Here is a 20,338-nt window from a genome sequence, read left to right on the forward strand (position 1 = left end):
TTCAGCCGCCCGAGACCTGGTTCCAGAGGTTCTCGTACCAGGAGCCGGCCGCGGCCGGCTGCTGGCCCTGCTGCGGGGCCGCGTCGGGCGCCTTGTCCTCGGGCAGCTGGACGATGTAGGGCGTCTCGCCCGGCTTGACGTAGCGCAGCCGCCGCCGGGCTTCGGCCTCGATCTGCGCCGGGTCGCTCAGCTCTGCCTTGCGGCCCTGGAGCTGGGCGACCGTCTGCTGCAGCTGCGCCTGCTGGGCCTGCTGGTCGCGGATTTCGGTGCGCTGGGCGAGGTAGGTGCGCAACGGCACGGCGATGGTGAACGCCAGCGCGCACACCACGATCGCCACCACCGCCGCCCGGCGGGTGGTGGACATGCCGAGCACCTTCGCCGCCCCGGACGCGCGCTTCGCCGCCAGGCTCCGGCGCAGCCGGGCCCGGGTCGTCTCGACGTCGCCGGTGCGGCGCCCCGCCTGGGGGCGGCGGGCCGGCGCGGGCCGGTTGGCCCGCGAAGCCCCGCCGCCGCTCCGGCGGTTGCGCGTCGTCCTCCCCCGATCCGCCACCGGCGATCAGCCCTCGGCGCTGAACCGCGGGAAGGCCAGCTCGCCGGCGTAGCGGGCGGCGTCACCGAGGGTCTCCTCGATGCGCAGCAGCTGGTTGTACTTGGCGATGCGCTCGCCGCGGGCCGGCGCACCGGTCTTGATCTGGCCGACGCCGGTGGCGACCGCCAGGTCCGCGATGAACGTGTCCTCGGTCTCGCCGGAGCGGTGGCTCATCATCGACTTGTAGCCGAACGACGTGGCCAGCGAGATCGCGTCGAGCGTCTCGGACAGGGTGCCGATCTGGTTGACCTTCACCAGCAGCGCGTTCGCGGCGCGGCGGGTGATGCCCTCCTCGAGGCGGTCCGGGTTGGTGACGAACAGGTCGTCGCCGACGATCTGGACCTTCTCGCCGATCTCGGCGGTCAGGGTGACCCAGCCGTCCCAGTCGTCCTCGCTCAGCGGGTCCTCGATGGACACGAGCGGGTAGTCCCGCAGCAGCTCGGCGTAGTACGCCGACATCTGCTCGGCGCTCTTCTTGCTGCCCTCGAAGGTGTACGCGCCGTCGGCGAAGAACTCGGTCGCGGCGACGTCCAGCGCGAGCGCGACGTCGCGGCCCGGGGCGTACCCGGCCTTCTCGATGGCCTGCAGGATCAGGTCGAGCGCTTCGCGGTTGTTCGCCAGGTTCGGCGCGAAGCCGCCTTCGTCGCCCAGGCCGGTCGACAGGCCGCGGCCCTTCAGGACCGACTTCAGCGAGTGGTAGACCTCGGCGCCCCAGCGCAGGGCCTCGCGGAAGGTCTCGGCGCCGATCGGCGCGATCATGAACTCCTGGACGTCGACGTTGCTGTCGGCGTGCGAACCACCGTTGAGGATGTTCAGCATCGGCACGGGCAGCACGTGCGCGTTCGGCCCGCCCAGGTAGCGGAAGAGCTCCAGCTCGGCCGACTCGGCGGCGGCCTTCGCGACGGCCAGCGAGACGCCGAGGATGGCGTTCGCGCCGAGGCGGGACTTCGCCGGCGTGCCGTCGAGGTCGACCAGCTTCTGGTCGACGATCCGCTGGTCGACGGCCTCGATGCCGACCATCTCCGGGCCGATCTCGTCGAGCACCGCGGCGACCGCGCGCTCGACGCCCTTGCCGTTGTAGCGGCCGGTGTCGCCGTCGCGCAGCTCGACCGCCTCGTGTTCGCCGGTCGACGCCCCCGACGGGACGGCGGCCCGAGCCAGGGTGCCGTCGTCGAGAGCCACCTCCACCTCGACCGTCGGGTTGCCACGCGAGTCCAGAATCTCGCGCGCGCCTACCTGCTCGATGAGAGCCACGCCATGCTCCTCGGTGCGTCTTGCCTGCGATGACGCACCCAGCCTAGCCGTCGTGGCTGTTCACCCGTTGGAGGACTCACCGCCCGCGCGGACCGCCTGCCAGCCCGGCGGCAGCTCGACGTCGTCGGACGTCTGCTGCCAGAACGTCCAGCTGTTCCCGCCGAGATCGCCGACGGTGTAGACGCGGGCGCCGTAGGGCTGGTCCTGCGGCGGGTCGAGCTCGGTGTCGTCCCCGAGCGCGGCGACGACCCCTTCGTAGTGGGCGTCGACGTCGTCGACGTAGACGATGTTCAGCTGGCCGACCGGGCCGTCCACGCCCTTGGCCTGCCAGTACTCCGCGCCGACGCCCGCGATCTGGATCCGCGCGTCGCCCACGCACAGCGTCGCCTGGAACACTTCGCCGGCCCCGTCGCTGAACCGGACCTCCTCGGTGAACCCGAAGACCCTGGTCAGCCAGGCGAGCGCCTCGGTGGCGTCGGCGTAGTAGAGGTAGGGCGCCAGGCCCCGGTACGGGCTGCTCATGGCGGCACAGTCCATCACGTCCCGATCGGCGGCGTGTGCAACCCCCTCTTCCCGAGGTAACGTGGGAATGACCATGACGGACGCCGCAGCTGCTTCGCAGCCTCCCGAGGAGTCGCGGTTCCACGCCTTCCGCCAGGCCGAAGACCTGGTCGGCCGCCGCCGTCCGCTGGACGCGCTGAAGGCGTTGCAGCCCCTGCTGGAGTCCGAAACGGACAAGCCGTCGGTGCACCTGCTCGCCGGCCGCGCGTACTTCCACTCCGCCCAGCTGCGCCGCGCCGAACAGGCGTTCACGCGCGTGCTTGAGCTGGACCCGACCGACCACTACGCCCGGTTCATCCTGGGCCGGACGCTGCAGCGGCTCGGCCGGTTCGTCGAGGCGCTGGCGCAGATGCGGATGGCCTCGGCGATGAACCCGGTGCCCGAGTACCTCGAGGCGATCAGCGAGGTCAAGGCGCACATCGCGCTGCGCGAGCCCTGAGGCCAGGGCCGAACGGCCCTCGCGGCCTCGGACTTTCGGCTGATGAGGCCGGGCCCCTCGGCCGATCCGCGGGACCCCCGGTTCCGGCGAAGCTGGTTCCAGACCGAACCAGGGAGGAACCGGAAATGTCGATCTTCGCCACGCTGGGTGCCTACGCGGGGTTGCTGCTGCTGGTGATCGTGGCCGTCACGCCGCTGTTCGCCGACCGGGAGCTCTAAGGCGCGACACTGGCTTCCGCGTAGGCGTCCGCCGCGCTGAAGACGTCCTGGCCGTACGTCACGCCTTGGTTGTAGAACAGGATCGCCCGCCACCAGCCGGCCGGGGTGCCCAGGTCGTCGCCGCCCGAGCAGAGGTAGCGGGCCGCCGTGAAGGCCGCGTCGTCGATGTTCTGGGGGTCGGGCGCGCCGCCGTCGCCGTTCGCGCGCTCCTGGTACTTCTTCCACGTCGCCGGCTGGAACTGCATCGGGCCGATCGCGTGGTCCCACGACTTGTCGCCGTCGAGCTTGCCGCCGTCGGTGTCGTGCACCGCCGGGACGCCCGGCGAGCCGTCCAGGGGCGGGCCGACCACCGGTTTCGCGACGCGGCCGTTCGCGGTGATCGCCGAAAGGTCGAACCCCGTGCGTTCCGCCTCGACCCGGCCGATGCCCGCGAGCGTCGCCCACGAGAGGTGGCACGTCGGCTTCTGGCGCTGCATCCACATTTCCGCCCGGCCGTACGCGGAAAGCACGCGCGCCGGGAGGTGCGTCTTGCCCGCGACGCGCGTCGCCCACGCGTCCAGCTCGGCCTGGTCGGACACCTCCGGCCGGTCGACCGGGGCGGCGAGCCCGGCGCGCGGCGATTCGGCGCCGGGCTGCGGGCGCTGCTCCGGGATCGGCAACGCCGGTTGCGCCGGCGGGGGCGCGGCGGGGGTGTCCGGGTTCCGGACACCGATCGTAACGACGAGGACCACGCCGGTCACCACCAGCGCGACCGTCAGGGCCACCCGGCCGAGATAGCGCCGCGGCGGACCGCCCGGGGGCGAGTGCGGAGGCGTGACGGTCGGCTGAGCGGTATCGGCCACCCGATCAGGTTACGGAGGCACTCAAGGGGGTCCCCCGACAGCCTGACCAGGCAAGCGGAGGGTTAAAACAGGTCCGCTGCCAGCGACGTCACAGAATTCGTTATCGAGTCGACGCGCAAGGCTCTGACCTGCGGTTACCCTAACCTAACTTCAGTGTCGCGCCCTGTTTGTCCGATTGCATCGTTTCGAGCCGGGCCGGGTCCGCTGGACTTACAGGTGAGCCTTACCTAAAAACTTCCTGGAGCCAGAAAATCTCAGGGAGGCGGACCGGTGTTGTTCTCGAGCGCGCTGATCGGGCTGCGCGAAGGCCTGGAGGCCGCACTGGTCGTCAGCATCCTGGTCGCGTTCCTGGTCAAGACGGACCGGCGGCACGCGCTGCGCTGGGTGTGGCCCGGCGTCGGTGCCGCGGTGCTGCTGTCGGTCGCGGTCGGCGCGATCCTCACCTACACGACCGCCCAGCTCTCGTTCGAGCACCAGGAGCTGCTCGGCGGGAGCCTGTCGATCGTGGCGGTCGTGTTCGTCACCGCGATGATCTTCTGGATGCGCAAGGCGTCGAAGAGCATCGCCGCCGAGCTGCGCGGGAAGATGGACGACGCGCTGGACGTCGGCCCGCTGGCCGTGCTGCTGCTGTCGTTCCTCGCGGTCGGGCGCGAAGGGCTGGAGACCGCGGTGTTCTTCTACTCCGCCGTCCAGACCGCGCAGTCGGACACCGTGCAGCCGCTGATCGGCTTCGCCATCGGCATCGCCGCGGCCGTCGTGCTCGCCTGGCTGCTCTACAAGGGCGCGGTCCGGTTCAACCTGGGCAAGTTCTTCACGATCACCGGCGTCCTGCTCGTGTTCGTCGCCGCGGGGGTGCTCGGCTACGGCCTGCACGACCTGCAGGAAGCCGCCTTCCTGCCGGGTATCGGCACGCTCGCGTTCGACGCGTCGAACGCGCTGCCGGAGACGTCCTGGTACGGCGCGCTGCTCAAGGGGATCTTCAACTATTCGCAGCAGACGACCGTGCTGCAGGCCGTCGCCTGGGTCGCCTACGTCGTCGTCGTGCTCCCGCTGTTCCTCAAGCCCAGCAAGAAGACCGCGCCGGCGCCCGCCGCCGCGGCCGCCTCGAAGGAGTGACCGTGCGCAAGACCACCCCGCTGGCCGTCCTGGCCGGTGCCACCGCCCTGGTGGCGCTGTCCGCCTGCGACAGCAAGAGCGACACCGCCGGTGCCGCGGCGGCCGGCGGCCCGATCAAGGTGTCGGCGTCCGACACCGCGTGCGAGGTCTCCGCGAACACGGCGGGCGCGGGCAACCTGACCTTCGAGATCACGAACAAGGGCACCAAGGTCACCGAGTTCTACCTCTACGCCGAGGGCGACCGGATCATGGGCGAGGTCGAGAACATCGCGCCCGGGCTGAACCGGCGGCTGATCGTCGAGGTCGCCGACGCGGGCAAGTACCAGACCGCGTGCAAGCCGGGCATGGCCGGCGACGGCATCCGCGGCGACTTCACCGTCACCGGCGGCGCGCCGAAACAGGGCGACGCGAACGCGCAGAAGGCCCAGGCGACCAAGAGCTACAACGACTACATCGCGAACAACACCGCGGCCCTCGAGGAGGAGACCGGCAAGTTCGTCGGCCTCGTCAAGGCGGGCAAGGTCGACGAGGCGAAGGCCGCGTACGCGCGCACCCGCGTCTACTACGAGCGCATCGAGCCGGTGGCCGAGAAGTTCGGCGACCTCGACCCGGCCATCGACGTCCGCGAGGCCGACCTCGAGCCGGGCCAGCAGTTCACCGGGTTCCACCGGCTGGAGAAGGACCTGTTCAAGACCGGCCTGCAGCCCGACAGCCCGCAGATCGCGGACAAGCTGCTGACCGACGTCAAGGACCTGGTCGCGAAGACCAAGACGCTGCAGCTGACCGCGCTCGACCTCGCGAACGGCGCGAAGGGCCTGCTCGACGAGGTCGCCACCAAGAAGATCGCCGGCGAGGAGGAGATCTTCTCGCACACCGACCTCTGGGACTTCCAGGCCAACCTGGACGGCTCGAAGGGCGCGATCACGTCGCTGCGGCCGATCCTGCAGGCGAAGGACGCCGCCCTGGTGTCCACTTTGGACAAGGAGTTCGCGAACGTCCAGGGCCTGCTCGACAAGCAGCGCGCGGGTGACGGCTTCAAGTCCTACACGGACCTTTCCCAGGACCAGGTCAAGGAGTTCGCCTCGGCCGTCGACGCGCTGAGCGAGCCGCTGAGCAAGGTTGCGGAGGTCGTCTCGAAGTGACGGCGCACGAGGGCACGCGGGTATCCCGGCGGAAGCTCTTCGGCCTGGCGGGCGCGGGGGTCGCGCTCGCCGGCGCGGGGGCCGCCGCCGGCATCGGGATCGACAAGGCGACGGGCAGCGCCGAGGCCGCGGTGAACATCGTCGGCTTCGACGGCGAGCACCAGGCCGGCATCGTCACGCCGGCCCAGGCGAACCTGCACTTCGCGGCCCTCGACGTCATCACGAAGGACCGCGAGAAGCTGCGACAGCTGCTGAAGACGTGGACCGACGCGGCCCGCCGGATGACGGCGGGCCAGGAGGTCGTGGCGGACGGCGCGATCGGCGGCGGCGAGTACGCGCCGCCCGGCGACACCGGCGAGGCGCTCGACCTGCCGGCGTCGAACCTGACGCTGACCATCGGCTTCGGGCCGTCGCTGTTCGACGGCCGGTTCGGCCTCGCGGCGAAGCGGCCGCCGCAGCTGATCGACCTGCCGCTGTTCCCGAAGGACAAGCTCGACCCGGCCCGCAGCGGCGGCGACCTGTGCATCCAGGCCTGCGCGGACGACCCGCAGGTGGCGGTGCACGCGGTCCGCAACCTGGTGCGGCTCGGCTTCGGCGTCACCGAGGTCCGCTGGTCGCAGCTCGGCTTCGGCCGCAGCTCGTCGACGTCGCGGGCGCAGGCGACGCCGCGGAACCTGTTCGGCTTCAAGGACGGCACGAACAACGTCAAGTCCGAGGACACCGACATCCTGCGCGACCAGGTGTGGGCCGAGCCCGGCGACGGCCAGGCCTGGATGGCCGGCGGCTCGTACCTGGTGGCGCGCCGGATCCGGATGCACATCGAGACGTGGGACCGCGAAACCCTCGACGGCCAGGAGAAGATCATCGGCCGCACGAAGGGCACCGGCGCCCCGCTGGGCCAGACCGCGGAGTTCGACGAGCTGGACCTCGACGTCGGCGGCGCGGGCGGCGAGAAGGTGATCCCGGAGGACGCGCACGTCCGGCTGGCCTCGCACCAGGCGCTCAACGGCGTGCGGATCCTGCGCCGCGGCTACAACTTCGTCGACGGTTCGGACGGCGTCGGGCACCTCGAGGCGGGGTTGTTCTTCCTGGCGTTCAACCGCGACACCCGCAAGCAGTACGTGCCGATGCAGCAGGCGCTGTCGTCGAAGGACGCGATGATGGAGTACGTCCAGCACACCGGCTCGGCGCACTTCGCGATCCCCCCGGGCGTTTCGAAAACCGCCTCCTGGGGCGACGCCCTGTTTGCCTAAGAGTTTTAGGCTGAGCTACACTCCTTTTAGGCAATAGGGAGTGTAGCTATGGTTCGTGCCGGACTCACCACCGAACGCGTGGTGCTCGCCGGAGCCGAACTCGCCGACGAGATCGGGTTCGACGCGGTGACGCCGTCGGAGCTGGCGCGGCGGTTCGACGTCAAGGTCGCCAGCCTGTATTCGCACGTCAAGAACGCGCACGACCTGCGGACGCGGATCGCGCTGCTGGCGCTCGACGAGCTCGCCGAGCGGGCCGCCGCCGCGCTGGCCGGGCGGTCCGGGCGGGCGGCGCTCGTCGCGTACTCCGATGTCCAGCGCGACTACGCCCGGGCACACCCCGGGCGGTTCGCCGCGGCGCAGCTGCGGCTGGACCCCGAGACCGCGGCGGCGAGCGCCGGCGTGCGGCACGCGCAGCTGATGCGCGCGATCCTGCGCGGCTACGACGTGACCGGGCCCGACCAGACGCACGCCGTCCGGCTGCTCGGCAGCTTCGTCCGCGGGTTCGTCGCCCTCGAAGCCGACGGCGGCTTCGACCACAGCTCGCCGCCGCCGGGCGAAAGCTGGACCCGCCTCCTCGACGTCCTCGACTCCCTTCTCCGCGATTGGCCACAGCCTTGATCACCACCCCCCTGACCGGCCTCGTCCACGGCGCCCTCGAACTCGAAGCGACCCCGCGCGGCCTGGTCCCGCACCGGCTGCCGGCCCGCGCGCGGGCCCAGAACACCGACCCGCGGCTCGCGATGGCCGAGGCGCAACCCGCGGGCGTGCGCGTGCGGTTCCGCACGACGGCCCGCCTGGTCGAACTCGAGACGCTGGCGGCCAAGGTCGAGTACCCGGGCGCGCCGCCGCGGCCCGACGGCGTGTACGACCTGCTGCTCGACGGCAAGCTCGCCGCACAGGCGACCGCGCCCGCCGGCGTGCGGTTCGCGGACCTGCCCGGGCACGACAAGGACGTCGAGATCTGGTTGCCGCACAACGAACTCACGACGCTGGTCGCGCTGCGCACGGACGCGCCGGTCACGCCCGTGCCGCCGTCCGAGCGGGTGTGGCTGCACCACGGCAGCTCGATCAGCCAGGGCTCGAACGCGCTGAGCCCGTCCACGACGTGGACCGCGCTGACCGCGATGGCCGCCGGAGTGGAGCTGGTGAACCTGGGCTTCAGCGGCAACGCGCTGCTGGACCCGTTCACCGCCCGCGCGCTGCGGGACACCCCGGCCGACGTCGTCAGCGTCAAGCTCGGCATCAACGTGGTCAACGCGGACCTGATGCGGCTGCGCGCGTTCGGCCCGGCGGTCCACGGGTTCCTCGACACGATCCGCGAGGGCCACCCGTCGGCGCCGCTGCTGGTCGTCTCGCCGCTGTACTGCCCGATCCACGAGCGGACGCCCGGGCCCGGCGACTTCGACCACGAGGCGCTGGCGGCGGGGGTCGTGCGGTTCCGGGCCACCGGCGTCCCTGGTGAGGGGAAGCTGACGCTGGAGGTGATCCGCGACGCGCTGGCGGAAATCGTGGCGCAGCGCGAAGATCCCGCGTTGCACTACGTGGACGGGCTGTCGTTGTACGGACCCGCCGACTACGCGGAGTTCCCCCTGCCGGATGAGCTGCACCCGGACGGCCCCGCCCACGAACGCATCGCGGCGCGGTTCGCGCCACTGCTTGACTTCAACCTCGCTTGAAGTTCGAGGCTGGGACCATGTTCACCGAAGCAGAGCTCGCGTACCTCGAGGCCCAGCCCCTCGGCCGGCTGGCGACCCAGCAGCCGAACGGCACCCTGCAGGTCAGCCCGGTCGGCTTCCGGTACCACCCGGAGGCGAAAGCCATCGACGTCACCGGGCACAACCTGGCCGGGAGCAAGAAGTTCCGCAACGTCCGCGCGAACGGCCGCGTCGCGTTCGTCGTCGACGACCTGCCGTCGACGAACCCGTGGCGCGTCCGGTGCCTGGAGATCCGCGGCCGCGCGGAGGCCCTGACGGGGGTCAACGAGGCCGACGGCCACTTCGACGACGCCGTGATCCGCATCCACCCCGAGCGGATCATCGCGTTCGGGGTGGAGGACTGGGACCGGGAGCCGCTGGAGCTGGAGGCCAACATCCGCAACGTCTGACGCGGTGGGGCGCCGGCCGGCGCCCCACCGCCGGCGTCACTCGGCGACGCAGCCGGTCCGGGTGCAACCGCGCTGGCCCAGCTTGTGGTTGGAGCCGTCGTACAGGCTGATGTGGATGAGCTGCACGCCACCGACCTTGTCGATGGTGTGCCCGTGGGAGATGGGGGCATTGGTTCCCGCGGCCGCGGTCGTGCACTTGACCGGGCTGGCGTCGGTGCCGTTGACCCCCCACGAGCAGACTTCGCGGACGCCACCGCCGGCGTGAAGACTGCCGGTGACCGTCGCCGAACGCCCGTCACCCCAGGAGATCGTGCCCGCCGCCACGGTCGCCGTGTACTCGATCCGCCACGACGTCGTGGTCGCCGCGTCGGCCGCGGTGGCGCCGGCGGCGAGGCCGCCGACGACCAGCCCGGTGGCCAGGACGGTCTTGAAGATGCGCATGGAGGTTCCTTCCCCTGAAGACGCGGCCGGTCACGGCGACCGGCCGCGTACTCCACGCGCGGGGGCGGGGTTCGGTTGAGCCGGGTTCACCGGCGCCCGCCCCGGACCGTGTACGCGGCCACGCCGGTGACGGCCAGGACCACCGCCGTGGCCGTCGCCACCGGCGTTCCCGCCGGCTGGAGCATCCAGGCCGCGATCTCACTGGCCGTCGAGCCGTCGTTCCGGACGAACAGGGCCACCGCCGACCAGGCGACCGGGAGCGTCCAGCCGAACTGGCCGCCGGCCGTCGTCGCGGCCAGGCCCGCCAGGCCCAGCAGGCCCGCCGCGTCGCGGAGGATGACCGGCGGGCCGACACCCGGCGGGTCCAGCCGCTGGACCGCCAGCACCGCGCCCGCCGCGGCCAGACCGATCAGGACGAGGTGCGCGAAGCGACGGGAAGGCCACGGGAGCGCCGCAGTGCGGTCGAGGTCCGGGTCCTGGCCGGTCAGGCCGGTCGCCGCCACCGCGATCGACGCCGTCAGGGCCAGCAGCGCCGTCGGGGCCGCCCAGGCGTCGCGGGCCAGCAGCCACACCAGCGCCGTGCTCACCACCAGCGCGGTGAACGCGGCCGGCAGCCGCCGCGAGCGCGCGTACAGGACCGCCCACCTCACGGCGACACCAGCTTCGCGAGCGGATCGCCCTGGCAGGTCAGCAGCACCTGCCGGGCCGCCGCGACGCGGGCGAGCTGGACGTCCGCGGGCAGCGCGTGGAACGTCGCCCACAGCCGATCGACCGTGCCGCGCTGGTCCGAGAGCCAGCTTCCGTTGTACTCCGGCAGCTTCCGCACTTCGCCGGTGAAGTACGCGGCCGTGATCATGCGCGCGGCCTGGTCCGGGAGGTCGGCGGTGCTCGGCCGCTCGCACGACGGCAGCCCGGCACCGGCCAGGACCGCGAGCCGCAGCGTGGGCGCGTCCGCCGTCAGGAGGGCGTCGTTGCGCTGGAAGTCCAGGTAGACGACCTCCGCGGCCCGCCGGGGCGGCTGGTCGGGGGCCGAAGGCGCGGTCTGCTCCTCGATCCGCGTCGGCGCGCCGGGGAGTTTTGCCAGCAGCGCCAACGCTTCCCGGCCCGGTCCGGCCAGTGCGGCCAGGCGGCCGGCGTGCAGCCGGCTGAGGCAGATCGGCCCCTCGCACACCTTCTCGGCGGCGAAGCCGTCCGTGGTGTGGACCTCCGCCTGCGTGGCCGGGAACAGCGGCACCGCGATGGCGGCGCCCGCCACCACCGGCAGCAGCGCCAGCAGCCGGGCCCGCACGGATTCCGCCGCCAGCACCAGGAACCCGGTCGCGGCGAGGCCGAGGAACCAGACGGCCTGCCCGGCGTCGAGCGACGCCGTGGTCGTCACCAGCGTGCCCTGCGGCTCGGCGAGCGCCGGTGCCAGCAACCCGGCCCGCACGGACAGCACCGAGTACACGCCCGGTTCGAGCGCCATCCAGCAGAGCACGGAGAGGACCAGCGTCACGACGGCCAGCCCCGGCGCGGTCAGCGGGTGCGGCAGCAGCCGTCCGACGGCCAGCCCCACCCAGCTCCCGGCGACGACGCCGAGCAGCCCGACGGCCAGCACGGGCACGAACCCCGCCGAGAAGAACCCGCCGTGGGCCAGGACTTCGACCGCACCGACGGCGAAGACCAGCAGGAACCCGAGCGCACTCAGCCCGCCGACGGCCCCGGCCAGCCTCGCCGCCCGGTGCCGGCCCGGCCGAGAAGTGGTGCCGAGCAGCTCGACCATGCCCGAGCGGCTGTCTCGCATGCCCTGGATCGCGCCGGCGCCGACCACGATGGGCCACAGGAACTGCAGGAGGTACCGCACCCACAGGGCGGTGGTCGTCGCGTGCGCGGTCCACGGCGCGGGCACCTTCCACCACGGCCCGGAGAGCAGGAAGAGAAACCCGAGCGCGACGGCGAGGACCGCGAGACCCGCCCAGGGCGCGATGGACCGCCGGAGTTCGATGCGCAGGATCATCGGACGCCCCCCGCGGCGGCTCGGCACCCGCGCAGTGCGCCGGCTCGTCATCACCACGCCCCCTTGCCCGGTTCGTGGTTCAGCAGCGCCGAATACCCTCGCTCGATCGGGCTGTCCCCCACGTGCTCCGCCGTCCCCGCGGCCGCCAGCTCGCCGGGAGTTCCCTGGAACACGAGCTTCCCCTCGGCGAACAGCACCACGTCCGTGCACGCCGTCGCGACGTCTTCCACCAGGTGCGTCGAGATCAGGACGCACGAGTCGTGGCCGAGCTCCTGCACCAGCTCGCGGAACCGGACGCGCTGCGCCGGGTCGAGGCCGGCCGTCGGCTCGTCCAGCAGGAGGATGTCCGGGTCGTTGACGATCGCCTGGGCGATGCCCACCCGCCGGACCATGCCGCCCGACAACGTCTTCATGCGGTCGTCCGCCCGGTCCGCCAGGCCCACCCGCTCGATCGCCCGCTGGACCGCCCCGGGGACGTCCTCTTGGGACATCTCCTTCAGCCACGCCATGTACTCGACGAACTCGCGGACCGTGAACCGCTTGTAATAGCCGAAGTTCTGCGGCAGGTAACCGATCCGGCGGCGCAGGCCGCGCTGGCCCGTGCGTCCCCCGGCCGGCGCGCCGAGCAGCGACAGCCGGCCTTCCGCCGGCCGCAGCACCGTCGCCAGCGCCCGGATCAGCGTCGTCTTGCCCGCGCCGTTGGGCCCGAGCAAGCCGTGCACCCCCTTGCCGAGCGACAGGTCCAGCCCGTCCACGGCCATCTTCCGCCGCCCCACCCGCACCTTCAGCCCCTCCGCCCGGATCTCCCAGGCGTAGGTCGTCGGCGCCACCTCGGCGGCTCCCACAGCCCGCATGTCTTCCTCCCTAGTGGTACGCGCCGAGCCGGGTGAACGCCGCCTTGTGCAGGACGACGACCACCGAGGTCAGCGCGAAGATTCCGGCCCAGACCGGCAGCGCGCCGGTGCCGAGCGCGAACGTCTGTCCCGGCACCGCGAACGTCGGCAGCACGACGATCGCGACCCACAGCGCGATCAGCGCGTACGCCGCGCGGCTGATCCCGATCAGCCCGCCGAGGGCGAGCGTTCCCGTGGTGAACGCCAGGCTCGGCAGCAGCCAGAGCGCCGGCGCGGTGCCGGTGAGCCAGCCGGCCACCCCGAGCACCGGCAGGACGACGGCGAGCACCGCCACCGTCCGCCGGACGACCAGGTAGAGCCCCGCCCGCGGCGTCGCGGCGACGACTTCGTACGCCGGGTCGAGCCCCCGGGCCCACGACGCCGCCACCCCGAACACCGGCAGCACCGGCGCGAAGAGCTGCACCCCCGTCACGTCGAACACCGAATTCCAGACCTGGTCGAGCACCACGGCGAGCAGCGTGACCAGCCCGATCATCGCCAGCCACGGCACCGTCGCCGGCGTGACCCAGGTGACGAGCCGCCGGTGCCGCCGCGGCCGCGGCCCGGGCGCGTGGAACGGCTCGCCCGGGAGCTCGATCTCGGCCTGCAGCCGGTTCCAGACGACGTCGACCACCGGCTGGACGGGCGCCACCTCGGCGAGCCGCGCCCGGCACACCGGGCAGGTCTCGAGGTGCGCTTCGAGGCCCCAAAGCTGGTCGCCCGGGAGGTCGTCGCCCGCCGCGTACCCGGCGATGAGCCGGTCCGACGCATGGTTCATGACAGTGCCTCCCGCATCGCGATCCGCGCCCGGCGGGCCCGGGTCTTGACGGTTCCTTCCGGCAGGCCGAGCAGGACGGCCGTCTCGCGGACGCTCAGCCCGTCGAGCACCATCGCCTGCAGCACCGCCCGCAGCTCCGGCGCGAGGTCGCGCAGCGCGTCCCCGACGTCGTCGCCCATCGTCACCGCCAGTGCGACGTCCTCCGCCGCCGGCACCGGCGCGACGTCGAAGGCCGCCACCGGCGGCGGCTGCGCGTGGTGCGCCCGGCGGCGGAACGCGTCGACCAGCCGGCGCGCCGCGATCGTCCACACCCAGCCGACCGCGCTGCCGCCGGTCGCGGCCCCCGCGAACGAGCCGGCCGCGCGCCAGACGGCCAGGTACGTCTCCTGCATGACCTCGGCGACGACCTGCTCGTCCGCGCACCGGCGGCGCAGGCGCACGGCGAGCCAGGGCGACGTGCGGCGGTAGAGCTCCTCGAACGCCGCGCGGTCGCCCTTCGCCGTGCGCCGGACGAGGTGCTCCTCGTCGGCGCCTTCGGGTGGCTGGTGTCGGCTCACACCAGGCAAGACGCCGGGTGATCGGAACCGGTTCTCACCCGAATGTGTGCTGCGTCACACTCAGCTCGACGGCCAGAACTTCCGCCAGCCGTCGGCCTCCAGGGTCGTCGGCTCCAGCCCGGCGTCGCGGGCGGCCTGCTCGGCGGCCCGGACGTCGGCCGCGAACTGCTTCGCCAGCGCCCGCAGCTCGCCTTCCGGGTCGACGCCCGAGCGGCGCGCCGTCGCGGCGACGCGGAACAGCTGGGCGGCGGCGCCGGTACCGGCCGGGAACAGGTCGAGCGGGATGCCCGCGCGCCCGGAACGCTGCCCGAGCTTGCCGGCGAGCGCCACAGCGGGCTGGCCGAGCGCGACGCCGTCCACAATGGACAAACGGCGTTTCTCCTGCTGCTTCAGCTCTTCCCACTTGACGTTCTGGTGCTCGACCGTGTGCACCCGGTCGCCGTCGGCGAACACGTGCGGGTGCCGGCCGACCAGCTTCTCGACGAGCCCGCCGGCGACGTCGTCGATGTCGAACGGGTTGTCGGCGTCTTCCGCGGCGAGCCGGGCGTGGAAGAGCACCTGGAGCAGGACGTCGCCGAGCTCTTCGCGCAGCGCTTCCCGGTCGCCCGACTCGATGGCGTCGAGCAGCTCGTAGGTTTCTTCGACCAGGTACTGCCGCAGGGATTCGTGCGTCTGGGCCGCGTCCCACGGGCAACCACCGGGCGAGCGGAGGCGGTCCATGACGCCAGCGGCCTCGACGAGCGGCGGCACCGGCGTCTCGATGACCTCGGCACCGGTCGCGATGAGCAGGGACGCCGCGGGCTCGTCCCGGGATCCGGCGAGCAGCACGATGTCCTTCAGCGAAAGGGCCTCCGTGACGGCCGGGACGCCGAACACGCTCGCGTCGACGTCGGTCGCCGCGTACACGGCGGTGGAGTCACGAAGGATCTTGAGCGCCGCGGCGGGCAGCGTCGCCCCACGGACGACTACGACGACGCCCGTGCTCACTGCTTCGCGGGTGCGGCACCGCTCAAGGGCAGCACCGCGCCCTTGGTGGCGTCCTGGTTCGGCACGAGGTTCATGCCCACAACATCCCACACGCCGTACCGGGGGTTGACGCGCAGCCCGGCGTCCGGCAGGTAGGCCTGCAGGAAGCGGGTGCCGATCGAGGTCAGCTGCTGGTCGGTGGGCTTCTGCGCTTCCTGGTCGGCCGGGACGGGCTTGTCGGTGCCGCGGGCGCGGACGACGAAGATGTACCAGTCGGGCTTCGACGGCATCCGCGCCTGGAACGCGACGACGCTGTTCGCCGGGGACCCGAAGAGCGGGGTCTGCGCGAGCGCGAGGTACTGCGCGGCACCGAAGAGCTCGGTCATGCCCGCGTCCGAGAAGCCGCCGGCGCCGGGCGCGCCGGTCTGCTGCGCCTGCTGGGCTTCCTGGCCGGCCTGCTGGATCGTGCCCTGGATCTTGCCCGGGTCGGCCGCGAACTGCTTCGCGAGGTCGAGCGCGCGGGCACGCGCCTCCGGGTCGGTGTCGCTCGTCGCGCTGATGCCGACGTAGTCCGCGCTGACCGACAGCTTCGGCAGGTACTTCTGGGCGAGCTGCATCTCGAGGACGACGTCGCTCGCGACCTCGTTGCGGTCGCGCAGCTTCGAGACGATCTGCGTGACCGCGACGCCGTCGCCCTGCCCGGTGTCACCGACCGGCGTGGCGTTCTCCTGCGCGGCCAGGCCGGCGATCTTCGCCTGGTCGGCGACGAGGCCTTCCTTCTGCGCGGCACGCAAGGTCAGCTCGTGGAGGACCGTCTGCCGGACGATCTCACGGCCGAGCAGGTCGAGCTTGTGCTCACGGGCGAGCTTCTGCGCGTACGGCTGCTCGCGGACGGCCTGGTCGATCATCGACTGGACCTGGTCGAGCCCCACCGACCGGTCGCCGACGATGACCGCGCTGCCGACCTGGCTGGGGCCCGAACCGCACCCGGCGAGCAGAAGAGCACCGGCAACGACCGCGACCAGCGCGCGAGGGCGCCCCATGATCCGCATCACAGCGCATACCCTCTCACACCATCGCACCCGAAACGCAACACCCATGGGATGTCGCCGGCGGTAATGTCGACTTATGGACCACTGGCTGACCATCGAGGTGTTCGACGGTGAGCACTCGGCCACGAAGTGGCGGCTCGCCTACGGTGACGCGCTCACCGAAGCCGCGTTGACGAACGGCGCGGAGCAGTGGGTCTGGCACGAACACCGGTGGGGTGTGGTGCTGGAGATCGAATTCACGGCGGAGGCCTGGCGGGACGCGTTCCGGACGCTGCCGGTCGTGACGGCGGCGCTGGACGCGGTGCCCGACCCGGCGCGCGGCCTGCTCGTGTACCCGGGACGCGGCGGCGGTGCGGGATCCCGGATGCCGCGGAAGCCCCGGCCGTTGCCGATGGCCGGGGCGGGCGCCGTTCCGGTGCCGGTGGAGTCGGTGAAGATGGGGCTGGCGGAGGCTTTGCCGCCGATGTTCAGCGAAGTCGGCTGAGCGCAGCACGACCGCCGTTTCGCGTGCCGCCGCGGCGGTCTCCTGCACCGGGCCGTGACCGTCTAGCTCACCGCCGCCGGCTTCTTCGTGAGCTGCGTGAGCAGCTTCGTGCACCAGTCCAGCAGTTCCTCGTCCCGCAGGGTGGGGGCGCCCATGCGGCCTCCCGCGGGGCCCTCCGTCGGCTTCGGGACCGAGACCGTGTTCGTCACGGCCTTGAACATCGCCTTCGGGTACAGCCGCTTCAAGCGGACCATCTGCGAATCGGCCAGGGGCAGCGGGGCGAAGCGGATCGTGGTGCCCTGGACCGCCACCTCCGTCACGCCCGCCTCGCGGCACGTGTGCCGGAACCGCGCCACCGCCAGCAGGCGGTTCACCGGTGCCGGCGGCTGGCCGTAGCGGTCGATCAGCTCTTCGCGGACCGCGTCCAGGCCCTCGGTGTCCGGCGCCGCCGCGATCTTGCGGTACGCCTCCAGCCGCAGCCGCTCGCCCGGGACGTAGTCGTGCGGGATGTGCGCGTCGATCGGGAGGTCGACGCGGACCTCCGCGAGCTCCTCGTCCTCCGCCGGCTCCGCGCCCGCGTGGCGGCGGAACGCGTCCACCGCTTCGCCGACCAACCGCACGTACAGGTCGAACCCGACGCCCGCGATGTGCCCGGACTGCTCCGCGCCCAGGATGTTGCCCGCGCCGCGGATCTCGAGGTCCTTCATCGCGACCGCCATGCCCGCGCCCAGCTCGGTGTTCTGGGCGATCGTGGCCAGCCGGTCGTGCGCCGTCTCCGTCAGCGGCGCCTCCGGCGGGTACAGGAAGTACGCGTACCCGCGCTCCCGCCCTCGCCCGACGCGGCCGCGAAGCTGGTGCAGCTGAGCCAGACCGAGCAGGTCACCGCGCTCGACGAGCAGCGTGTTCGCGTTCGAGATGTCCAGGCCGGTCTCGACGATCGTGGTGCACACCAGGACGTCGTACTCGTTCTCCCAGAAGCCCTGGATGATCTTTTCGAGCTTTTCCTCGTTCATCTGGCCGTGCGCGGTGACGACCCGTGCCTCCGGCACCAGCTCCCGGATCCGCCGCGCCGCCTTCTCGATCGACGACACGCGGTTGTGGACGTAGAAGACCTGGCCGTCACGCAGCAGTTCACGGCGGATCGCCGCGCCGACCTGCTTGTCGTCGTACGCGCCGACGTACGTCAAGATCGGGTGCCGGTCCTCCGGCGGGGTCAGGATCGTCGACATCTCGCGGATGCCCGCCAGGGACATCTCCAGCGTCCGCGGGATCGGCGTCGCCGACATCGTGAGCACGTCGACGTGCGTGCGCAGCGCCTTGATGTGCTCCTTGTGCTCGACGCCGAAGCGCTGCTCCTCGTCGACGATCACGAGCCCGAGGTCCTTGTAGCGGATGCCCGTCTGCAGCAGCCGGTGCGTGCCGATCACGATGTCGACCTCGCCGCCGGCGAGCTGCTCGAGGATCGCGTCCGACTCCGCCTTGTTCGTGAAGCGGGACAAGCCCTTGATCGTCACCGGGAACGAGCGCATCCGCTCGTGGAAGGTGTTCAGGTGCTGCTGGGCGAGCAGCGTCGTCGGGACCAGCACGGCGACCTGCTTGCCGTCCTGCACCGCCTTGAACGCGGCCCGGACGGCGATCTCCGTCTTGCCGTAGCCGACGTCACCGCAGATGACGCGGTCCATCGGGACGCCGCGTTCCATGTCCGCCTTGACCTCGTCGATCGCGGCGAGCTGGTCGTTCGTCTCCGTGAACGGGAACGCGTCTTCCAGCTCGTGCTGCCACGGCGTGTCCGGGCCGAAGGCGTGCCCGGGCGCGGCTTGGCGCGCGGCGTAGAGCTGGACCAGCTCGGCCGCGATCTCCTTGACCGCCTTCTTGGCCTTGGCCTTGGTGTTCTTCCAGTCGGAGCCGCCGAGCTTGTTGAGCGTGGGCAGCTCGCCGCCGACGTAGCGGGAGACCTCGTCGAGCTGGTCGGTGGGCACGAACAGCCGGTCACCCGGGTGGCCGCGCTTGGACGACGCGTACTCGAGCAGCAGGTACTCGCGCGTCGCGCCGGCGACCGTCCGCTGGACCATCTCGACGAACCGGCCGATGCCGTGCTGGTCGTGCACGACGTAGTCGCCCGCCTTGAGCGCCAGCGGGTCGACCGCGTTGCGCCGCCGGGACGGCATCTTGGTGTTGAGGTCCTTTGTGGACGTTCCGGCCCCCGCGCCGCGGCCGGTGAGGTCCGCTTCGCTCAGCACGACCAGAGCGCGCTCCGGCGAGACGAAGCCGTCGGTGAGGCCGCCGCAGGTGACCGTGACCATGCCCGGGGCCGGGGCGCCGGTGAGGCCGTCGCCCGCCTGCGTCGCCGGGACGTCGGCGCCGCTCAGCTGCTCGACCGCGCGCGCCGCGGTGCCCTGGCCGGCGACGACGAGCACCGCCGTGCCGCCCGCCGCGGTGTGCGCCCGCAGGTCCGCCATCGCGCGCTCGAGCTCGCCGCGGTAGGACGGCGCGGCCTCGACGGAGACGCGGAAGACGTCGGGGTCTTCGCTGGTCAGCTGGGTGAGCGTCCACCAGGGGCGCTTGGTGTCCTGGGCGTGCGTGGCGATCTCTTCGAGGCCGCGGTAGGCGGACGCGCCGAGGTCGATCGGGGCCTGGCCGCCCGCCGCGGCCGTCGTCCACGACGCCTCGAGGAACTCCTGGCCGGTGCGGACGAGGTCGGCGGCGCGGGCGCGGATCTTCTCCGGGTCGGTGAGCAGGACGTGGGTGCCCACCGGCATCGCGTCGGTGAGCAGCTCCAGCTCGCCTTCGCAGAGCACCGGGATGAGGGCTTCCATGCCCTCGACCGGGATGCCGTCGGCGAGCTTGGTGAGCATCTCGGCCAGGTGCGCGTCCGCTTCGTACGTCTTCGCCAGCTCCGCGGCCTTCTCCTTGACCGGCGCGGTGAGCAGCAGCTCACGGCACGGCGGCGCGGTGACGCGCGGGATCTCGCCGGGCAGCGACCGCTGGTCGGAGACGGCGAACGCGCGGATCTCGCTGACCTCGTCGCCCCAGAACTCGACGCGGACGGGGTGCTGCGCGGTCGGCCCGAACAGGTCGAGGATGCCGCCGCGGACCGCGAACTCGCCGCGCTTCTCGACCATGTCGACGCGGGTGTAGGCCAGCTCGACGAGCCGTTCGAGCAGCGCTTCGAACGGCTGCTCCTCGCCGACGACCAGGTCGATCGGCTCGAGCGAGCCGAGGCCGGGCGCCATCGGCTGGATGAGGCTGCGGACGGTCGCGACGACGACGCGCAGGGTGTCGTCCTCGGTCTTCAGCCGGTGCAGCACCTCCAGCCGGCGGCCGACGGTGTCGGCGCGCGGCGAGAGGCGTTCGTGCGGGAGGGTCTCCCAGCTGGGGAAATCGGCGACTCTCGACTTGCCGAGGAGGGCGCCGAGGGACGCGGTCAGCTCGTCGGCCTCGCGGCCGGTGGCGGTGACGGCGAGGACGGGCTTGGCCGCGCCCTCGTCGGTGGCCAGGGCGGCGGCGACGAGCTGACGGGCGGCGATCGGGCCCTGGAGCTCGAGCAGCGGCGCACCGGCGCGCTCGACCACGCCGCGCAGGGCCGGGTCGGGAAGGATGGCGGTGAGGAGTCCGGACAGTGGAGCGTCGGTCACGGTCCCAGCCTACGTGCC

The 20,338-nt window shown here is 72.3% G+C and carries 21 protein-coding genes; 8 read left to right on the top strand and 13 right to left on the bottom strand.

Features of this window, described 5'->3' with window-relative positions; translation table 11 throughout:
* Position 1: 1 nt before the first annotated feature.
* From ACWEN0_RS02820 to ACWEN0_RS02830, 3 genes are all read right to left on the bottom strand, one after another.
* Entirely contained in the window at positions 2–364 is a 363-nt protein-coding gene (locus tag ACWEN0_RS02820; protein WP_451969823.1) for an FtsB family cell division protein, read from the bottom strand.
* Positions 365–556: 192 nt separating this feature from the next.
* Complete coding sequence (gene eno, locus ACWEN0_RS02825) at positions 557–1,843, bottom strand: phosphopyruvate hydratase (RefSeq protein WP_451968352.1); 1,287 nt, start codon at positions 1,841–1,843, stop codon at positions 557–559.
* Positions 1,844–1,903: 60 nt separating this feature from the next.
* The gene (locus tag ACWEN0_RS02830; protein WP_451968354.1) at positions 1,904–2,365 is read right to left on the bottom strand and encodes a VOC family protein; all 462 of its coding nucleotides are present in this window, start codon (positions 2,363–2,365) and stop codon (positions 1,904–1,906) included.
* A gap of 73 nt (positions 2,366–2,438) precedes the next feature.
* On the opposite strand from ACWEN0_RS02830, the gene ACWEN0_RS02835 reads away from it, so the two are divergent.
* Positions 2,439–2,843: a tetratricopeptide repeat protein gene (locus ACWEN0_RS02835; protein ID WP_451969825.1), complete on the top strand. Its 405-nt coding sequence runs from the start codon at positions 2,439–2,441 to the stop codon at positions 2,841–2,843.
* A gap of 214 nt (positions 2,844–3,057) precedes the next feature.
* Here the strand turns inward: ACWEN0_RS02835 and ACWEN0_RS02840 are convergent, their stop codons facing one another.
* Entirely contained in the window at positions 3,058–3,804 is a 747-nt protein-coding gene (locus ACWEN0_RS02840) for a murein transglycosylase (protein ID WP_451969827.1), read from the bottom strand.
* A gap of 369 nt (positions 3,805–4,173) precedes the next feature.
* Here ACWEN0_RS02840 and efeU point away from each other — a divergent pair, with 369 nt between their 5' ends.
* Genes efeU through ACWEN0_RS02870 form a run of 6 tightly spaced genes read left to right on the top strand, consistent with a single transcriptional unit; the run spans position 4,174 to position 9,518 of the window.
* Entirely contained in the window at positions 4,174–5,019 is an 846-nt protein-coding gene (gene efeU, locus ACWEN0_RS02845; protein ID WP_451968356.1) for an iron uptake transporter permease EfeU, read from the top strand.
* The gene (efeO, locus tag ACWEN0_RS02850; protein ID WP_451968358.1) at positions 5,016–6,161 is read left to right on the top strand and encodes an iron uptake system protein EfeO; all 1,146 of its coding nucleotides are present in this window, start codon (positions 5,016–5,018) and stop codon (positions 6,159–6,161) included. Before efeU ends, efeO begins: the two co-directional genes overlap by 4 nt.
* Complete coding sequence (gene efeB / locus ACWEN0_RS02855) at positions 6,158–7,414, top strand: iron uptake transporter deferrochelatase/peroxidase subunit (protein WP_451968359.1); 1,257 nt, start codon at positions 6,158–6,160, stop codon at positions 7,412–7,414. Before efeO ends, efeB begins: the two co-directional genes overlap by 4 nt.
* Before the next feature lie 48 nt (positions 7,415–7,462).
* Positions 7,463–8,032: a TetR/AcrR family transcriptional regulator gene (locus tag ACWEN0_RS02860; RefSeq protein ID WP_451968361.1), complete on the top strand. Its 570-nt coding sequence runs from the start codon at positions 7,463–7,465 to the stop codon at positions 8,030–8,032.
* Positions 8,029–9,090 carry an SGNH/GDSL hydrolase family protein gene (locus ACWEN0_RS02865; protein WP_451968363.1) on the top strand — a complete coding sequence of 354 codons (1,062 nt, stop codon included), beginning with the start codon at positions 8,029–8,031 and terminating at the stop codon, positions 9,088–9,090. Before ACWEN0_RS02860 ends, ACWEN0_RS02865 begins: the two co-directional genes overlap by 4 nt.
* Positions 9,091–9,107: 17 nt before the next feature.
* Positions 9,108–9,518, top strand: coding sequence for a PPOX class F420-dependent oxidoreductase (locus ACWEN0_RS02870; RefSeq protein ID WP_451968365.1), 411 nt, complete (start codon positions 9,108–9,110; stop codon positions 9,516–9,518).
* 36 nt (positions 9,519–9,554) lie between these two features.
* On the opposite strand, the gene ACWEN0_RS02875 is transcribed toward ACWEN0_RS02870, so the two are convergent.
* From ACWEN0_RS02875 to ACWEN0_RS02910, 8 genes are all read right to left on the bottom strand, one after another.
* Positions 9,555–9,959: a hypothetical protein gene (locus ACWEN0_RS02875; protein ID WP_451968367.1), complete on the bottom strand. Its 405-nt coding sequence runs from the start codon at positions 9,957–9,959 to the stop codon at positions 9,555–9,557.
* 86 nt (positions 9,960–10,045) lie between these two features.
* A complete protein-coding gene (locus ACWEN0_RS02880; RefSeq protein ID WP_451968368.1) occupies positions 10,046–10,609 on the bottom strand; it encodes a hypothetical protein in 564 nt (187 codons plus the stop codon).
* A complete protein-coding gene (locus ACWEN0_RS02885; protein WP_451968370.1) occupies positions 10,606–11,955 on the bottom strand; it encodes a hypothetical protein in 1,350 nt (449 codons plus the stop codon). The genes ACWEN0_RS02880 and ACWEN0_RS02885 overlap by 4 nt, the downstream gene beginning before the upstream one ends.
* Positions 11,956–12,005: 50 nt before the next feature.
* Positions 12,006–12,809 (bottom strand): ABC transporter ATP-binding protein, encoded by an 804-nt coding sequence (locus ACWEN0_RS02890; protein WP_451968371.1) that lies wholly within the window; start codon positions 12,807–12,809, stop codon positions 12,006–12,008.
* 10 nt (positions 12,810–12,819) lie between these two features.
* Complete coding sequence (locus ACWEN0_RS02895; protein WP_451968372.1) at positions 12,820–13,626, bottom strand: zf-HC2 domain-containing protein; 807 nt, start codon at positions 13,624–13,626, stop codon at positions 12,820–12,822.
* On the bottom strand, positions 13,623–14,183 hold the full coding sequence (locus ACWEN0_RS02900; RefSeq protein ID WP_451968373.1) for an RNA polymerase sigma factor: 561 nt from the start codon (positions 14,181–14,183) through the stop codon (positions 13,623–13,625). The genes ACWEN0_RS02895 and ACWEN0_RS02900 overlap by 4 nt, the downstream gene beginning before the upstream one ends.
* Before the next feature lie 60 nt (positions 14,184–14,243).
* The gene (locus tag ACWEN0_RS02905) at positions 14,244–15,170 is read right to left on the bottom strand and encodes a MazG family protein (RefSeq protein ID WP_451968375.1); all 927 of its coding nucleotides are present in this window, start codon (positions 15,168–15,170) and stop codon (positions 14,244–14,246) included.
* A complete protein-coding gene (locus ACWEN0_RS02910; protein ID WP_451968376.1) occupies positions 15,167–16,192 on the bottom strand; it encodes a hypothetical protein in 1,026 nt (341 codons plus the stop codon). Before ACWEN0_RS02910 ends, ACWEN0_RS02905 begins: the two co-directional genes overlap by 4 nt.
* A gap of 85 nt (positions 16,193–16,277) precedes the next feature.
* On the opposite strand from ACWEN0_RS02910, the gene ACWEN0_RS02915 reads away from it, so the two are divergent.
* Positions 16,278–16,685: a hypothetical protein gene (locus ACWEN0_RS02915; RefSeq protein WP_451968377.1), complete on the top strand. Its 408-nt coding sequence runs from the start codon at positions 16,278–16,280 to the stop codon at positions 16,683–16,685.
* Positions 16,686–16,747: 62 nt separating this feature from the next.
* Here ACWEN0_RS02915 and mfd read toward each other — a convergent pair whose 3' ends face one another.
* Complete coding sequence (mfd, locus tag ACWEN0_RS02920; protein WP_451969829.1) at positions 16,748–20,305, bottom strand: transcription-repair coupling factor; 3,558 nt, start codon at positions 20,303–20,305, stop codon at positions 16,748–16,750.
* Positions 20,306–20,338: the final 33 nt, after the last annotated feature.

Source organism: Amycolatopsis sp. NPDC004378, assembly GCF_053602455.1.